Source organism: Mitsuaria sp. TWR114 (assembly GCF_007997345.1).
The window spans coordinates 1-5417 of record NZ_VOSR01000110.1 but is presented as its reverse complement, the minus strand read 5'-3'; the positions used below and the strand labels follow the sequence as shown (position 1 = coordinate 5417).

The following is a 5417-nucleotide window of genomic DNA, read 5'->3' as shown; positions in this document are numbered from 1 at the left end:
GACATCGACATCGACATCGGCGTCGGCGTCGGCGTCGGCACCAGGCTCGGCGACCGACGCATCCGCCTACAGCAAACGGACGATGGCGGCCGACATGCTGGCGGTGATGCGGGCGCTCGGTCACCCGCGCTTCGACGTGCTGGCGCACGACCGCGGCGCGCGCGTCGCCCACCGGCTCGCGATGGACGCCCCGACGGCCGTGCGTCGGCTGGCGCTGCTGGACATCGCGCCGACCCTGGACATGTACGCCGGCGCCAACGACGCCTTCGCGCGCGCCTACTGGCACTGGTTCTTCCTGATCCAGCCGGCACCGCTGCCCGAGCGCCTCATCGAGGCCGATCCCGCCGCCTATGTCCGCGACGTGATGGGCCGCCGCAGCGCGGGCCTGGCGCCCTTCGATCCGCTGGCCCTGTCGGAGTATCAGCGCTGCCTCGCACTGCCGGGCACCGCCCGCGGCCTCTGCGAGGACTACCGCGCCAGCGCCGGCATCGACCTGGTCCACGACCGCGAGGACCGCGACGCCGGACGTCGGCTCACCATGCCGCTGCTGGCGCTGTGGGGCGAGCACGGTGTCGTGCATCGCTGCTTCGATCCGCTGGCGCTGTGGCGACCGCTGGCGACGGACCTGCGCGGCGAGGCCCTGCCCTGCGGTCACTACATCCCCGAGGAAGCGCCTCAGGCGCTGCTCGATCGGGTCCTGCCCTTCTTCACCGCGCCAGACCGCGACATCGCCGCCGAAGCGGAGCGCCAGCCATGACCGCCACCAACGCCGTGACCGGCACGATCCGCGCCACGGACGCTGCTGACGCCGCGGACGCAAAGGACATCAGCGACTCGCCCATCGCGACGCCCGATCCCAAGTCCTCGAACGCCGCGCCGCGCACGCTCTACCGCAAGCTTGTCGACAGCCACACGGTGGCGACGCTCGACGCGCAGAACGTGCTGCTGTTCTGCGACCTGCACCTGATGAACGAGTACACCAGCCCCCAGGCCTTCACCGGCCTGCGCGAGCAGGGCCGCGGCGTGCCGATGCCGGGACAGCAGGTCGCGGTGGTGAGCCACATCATCCCGACGCATGCGGTGCCATCGGCCCTGCGCGTGATCGCCGACCCGCCTTCGGCGCTGCAGGCGAGCAACCTCAAGGCCAATTGCGACCGTCACGGCATCCGCCTCTTCGACACGACCGACGCCCTGCAGGGCATCGAGCACGTGGTCGCGCCGGAACACGGGATGATCCGCCCCGGCATGGTCGTCATCTGCGGCGACAGCCACACCACGACCTATGGCGCGCTCGGCGCGCTGGGCTTCGGCATCGGCACCACCGAGGTCGAGCATGTGCTGGCGACGCAGACGCTGGTCTACCGGGTCGCCAGGGACATGCGGATCCGCGTCGACGGCGCGCTGCCTGCGGGCACGACGGCCAAGGACCTGGTGCTGGCGATCATCGGCCGCATCGGCGCGCAGGGCGCGCGCGGCTACGTGGTCGAGTTCTGCGGGACGACGATCGACGCGCTGTCCGTCGAGGCGCGCTTCACGCTCTGCAACATGGCCGTCGAGGCCGGCGCGCGCGGCGCGCTGATCGCGCCGGACGCGACGGCGATCAACTACGTGCTGGCCCGCTGTCCCGACCTCGCCGGCGAATGGCGCGAGCCCGCGCTCGCGCGCTGGCGCACGCTGCGCAGCGATCCGGGCGCCCGCTTCGATGCCGAGCACCGCTTCGACGCGGCCGACATCGCGCCGCAGGTCACCTGGGGCACCAGTCCCGACCAGGTCGCGCCGATCGACGGCCACGCGCCCGACCCGGCCCGGATGGCCGTCGGCCCGGCGCGCGACAGCGCCGAACGCGCGCTGCGCTACACGCGGCTCGAGGCCGGCGCGGCGCTGGCGGGCACGCCGATCCAGCATGTCTTCATCGGTTCCTGCACCAATGGCCGCATCGAGGACCTGCGCGCCGCCGCCGCCGTGCTGCGCGGCAGCCGCGTCGCGCCGGGCGTGCGCGCGATGGTGGTGCCGGGCTCCGGCGCGGTGCGCGCGATGGCCGAGGCGGAAGGCCTGGATCGCGTCTTCCTCGATGCGGGCTTCGAATGGCGCCAGCCCGGCTGCTCGATGTGCCTGGCGATGAACGACGACGTGCTTGCCGACGGCATCCGCTGCGCCTCGACGACCAACCGCAACTTCGAAGGCCGGCAAGGGCGCGGCGCGATCACCCACCTGATGAGTCCGGCGATGGCCGCCGCCGCCGCGGTCACCGGCCGCCTGACCGATGTCCGCCGACTGCCGCCCGTCCTCGGCGAGGAGAGCCCGCGATGAATCCCGTCCGCCGCATCGAGGGCCGCAGCGCGGCCCTGCGCCTGGAGAACCTCGACACCGACCAGATCATGCCCAAGCAGTTCCTGCGCGGCATCGACAAGCAGGGGCTGCGCCAGGGCCTGTTCCACGACCTGCGCTTCGACGGCGAGGGCCGCGAGCGGCCCGGCTTCGTGCTGAACCAGCCCGCCTACGCCGGGGTGTCCGTGCTCATCGGCGGCAACAACTTCGGCTGCGGGTCCAGCCGCGAGCACGCCGTCTGGGGCCTGCAGCAGGCCGGCATCCGCGCTGTCGTCGCGCCGGGGTTCGGCGAGATCTTCTATTCGAATGCGATGGGGAACGGGCTGCTGCTGGTGACGCTGCCGGAGGCCGAGGTGCGCCGGCTCATGGACGAGGCGGACACGGTGCCGGGGAACACCGTCGAGATCGACGTGGAGACGCTCACGCTGCGCAGCGCCGGGGGCGTCGAGGCGCGCTTCGAGATGCTGCCGCGGCACCAGCGGATGCTGCTCGAGGGGCTCGATGCGATCGGGCTCTCGATGACCTACCGCGATCGGATCAAGGCCTTCGCGGCCGCGCACTGGGCGGCGCAACCGTGGCTCAAGGACGTGGCCCGGGCAAGCGGCGGTGGCCGCTGAAGCCCTTCGATGGAAAAGTCAGGCCGCAGTCAAGCCGGGAACGGCAGGCTGCGCCAGCGCTTGCCGGTGAGCGCCGCCACGGCGTTGGCGATCGCGGGCGCGATCGGTGGCACGCCGCATTCGCCCATGCCGGTCGGGGGATCCGCGGAAGGCACGATGTGCAGGTCCACCGGCGGCGCGTCCACATGGATGGGCACCCGGTAGTCATGCCAGTTACTCTGCTCGACCTCGCCGTTCTTCAGCGTGATCGCCGCGCCGGGCAAGGTCATGCCGATGCCCATCACCAGCGCGCCCTGCACCTGCGCCTCGATCGTGCGCGGGTTCACCGCGAGGTTGCAGTGCACCCCCGCCGTGACCCGGTGCAGCACCGGCCGGCCGCCCTTCATCGACACCTCGACGACATAAGCCACCACCGTGTTGAAGGACTCATGCACCGCCACGCCCCAGGCCCGCCCCTTGGCAAGCGTGGCCTTGCCGTAGCCCGACTTCGCCACCGCCAGGTCCAGCGCCGCCAGATGGCGCGCATGTTTGGCCAGCAGCTGCCGCCGGTAGGCCACCGGATCCAGCTTGCCGGCACGCGCCAGCTCGTCCACCAGCGTCTCCATCACGAAGGCGGTGTGCGTGTGCCCCACCGAGCGCCACCACAGCACCGGCACGTTGGCCTTGGGGTGATGGACCTCCAGCGCGATCGGGAAGGGATAGGCGCTCTCGGCCACGCCCTCGGTCATCGTGGCGTCCGCGCCGTTCTTCACCATGAAGTCCGCGAAGGGCGTGCCCATGGTGATGGACTGGCCCACGATCACATGCTTCCAGGCGAGCACCCCGCCCTGCCGGTCATGCGCGATCTCGACGCGGTGCAGGTGCGTCGGACGGTAGTAGCCGCCGCGCACGTCGTCCTCGCGCGTCCAGATCATCTTCACCGGCCCGGTCTTGCCCGCGGCGTGGCGCGCCTTGGCCACCTGCGCGGCCTCGACGACATAGTCCGAGGTCGGCGTCGCCCGCCGTCCGAAGCCGCCACCGGCGGTCATCGTGTGCAGCGTGACCTGCTCCGGCTTGAGCCCCAGCACGCCGGCGACCTGCGCCTGGTCCACCGTCTGGAACTGCGAGCCGACCCACACCGTGCAGCGATCGCCCCGGAAGTCGATGGTGCAGTTCAGCGGCTCCATCGGCGTGTGCGCCAGGTAGGGGAAGGTGAACTCCGCGGTGATGAGCGCCGGTGCCGGCTTCGCCGTCAGCGCCGCGGTGTCGGCCCGCTGGACCGCGATGCCCGGCTGCCTGGCCAGTGCGCGGAACTGCGCCAGCTGCGCCGCGCTGTCCACGCGCTCGACCCCGCTCAGGTCCCACTCGACCTTGACCAGCTCGCGCGCCTTGCGCGCCGGCCAGAAGCCGTTGGCCACGATGGCCAGGCCGGTCGCGCCGCCGCTGAGCGGCACCTGCAGCACCTCCTCGACGCCCGGCACCGCGAGCGCCGGCGCCGCGTCGAAGCGCGCGACGCGGCCGCCGAAGACCGGCGGATGGACCATGACGACGCTGCGTTGCCCCGGCAACTGCAGGTCGATGCCGAAGTCCTGGCGGCCGCTGGACTTGGCGCGCGCGTCGAGCCGGTTGACCGGCTTGCCGATCAGCTTGAACTGCGACGGATCCTTGAGCGCCACCGAGGCCGGCACCGGCTCGGCGAAGGCCGCCTGCGCCAGCGCGCCATACCCCAGGCGACGGCCGTCCGGCGTGACGACGCTGCCCGACTCGGTGCGCAGCTGCGCGGCTGGCGTGTTGAGCTGCTTCGCCGCGGCGGCGACCAGCATCGCGCGCATGCGGGCGCCGATCTCGCGGTACTGCTGCCAGGACGCCTTGATGCTGGTCGAGCCCCCCACCATCTGGATGTGGAAGAACGGATCCTTGTAGGCCTCGCCCGCCGGCGCGAGCTCGCAGCGGACCTTGCTCCAGTCCGCGTCCATTTCCTCGGCCACCAGCATCGGCAGCGCGGTCTGCACGCCCTGGCCGAAGTCGATCTTGCCGATGGTGACGGTGACGATGCCGTCCGCGTCGATCGCGACGAAGGCCGACGGCTGCTGGAAGGGCTTGAGCGGCTCGGGCGCGCCCGGCGCGGAGCCGCCCACCGACGCGTCCTGCGCGCCGCCGGGCGCCGCGTACAGCGCGAAGCCGGCGGCCAGGCCCAGCTTGAGGAAGACGCGGCGACCGAGGCCGCCCTCGCCCGGCGCGGCCGAGGACTCGGGCGCCTCGGCCAAGGCCGCGGGCAGTTCACCGCTGAGGTACTGGAACATGGGGCGCATGGGAGGCTCCTTCAGGCGAGCGAGCGGGCGGCGTCCTTGACGGCGGCATGGATCCGCACGTAGGTGCCGCAGCGGCAGAGGTTGGCGCTCATCGCGGCGTCGATGTCGGCGTCGCTGGGCTGGGGCCGGTGCCGCAGCAGCGCGACCGCGGCCATGATCTGGCCGCTCTGGCAGTAGCCGC

Annotated in this window: 5 protein-coding genes; 3 read left to right on the top strand and 2 right to left on the bottom strand. The window is 72.2% G+C overall.

The window, feature by feature from the left end:
* From FUT87_RS05510 to leuD, 3 genes are all read left to right on the top strand, one after another.
* On the top strand, nucleotides 1-757 hold a 757-nt coding region (locus FUT87_RS05510; protein WP_147240340.1), incomplete at its 5' end, for an alpha/beta fold hydrolase.
* Nucleotides 754-2310 (top strand): 3-isopropylmalate dehydratase large subunit, encoded by a 1557-nt coding sequence (gene leuC, locus FUT87_RS05505; protein WP_147240339.1) that lies wholly within the window; start codon nucleotides 754-756, stop codon nucleotides 2308-2310. The genes FUT87_RS05510 and leuC, both read left to right, overlap by 4 nt.
* A complete protein-coding gene (gene leuD / locus FUT87_RS05500) occupies nucleotides 2307-2945 on the top strand; it encodes a 3-isopropylmalate dehydratase small subunit (protein ID WP_147240338.1) in 639 nt (212 codons plus the stop codon). Before leuC ends, leuD begins: the two co-directional genes overlap by 4 nt.
* 29 nt (nucleotides 2946-2974) lie before the next feature.
* Here leuD and FUT87_RS05495 read toward each other — a convergent pair whose 3' ends face one another.
* The gene (locus FUT87_RS05495) at nucleotides 2975-5236 is read right to left on the bottom strand and encodes a xanthine dehydrogenase family protein molybdopterin-binding subunit (protein ID WP_147240337.1); all 2262 of its coding nucleotides are present in this window, start codon (nucleotides 5234-5236) and stop codon (nucleotides 2975-2977) included.
* An 11-nt stretch (nucleotides 5237-5247) separates the two neighbouring features.
* Nucleotides 5248-5417 (bottom strand): (2Fe-2S)-binding protein (locus FUT87_RS05490; RefSeq protein WP_255511681.1); only part of this gene is annotated, 170 nt, incomplete at its 5' end.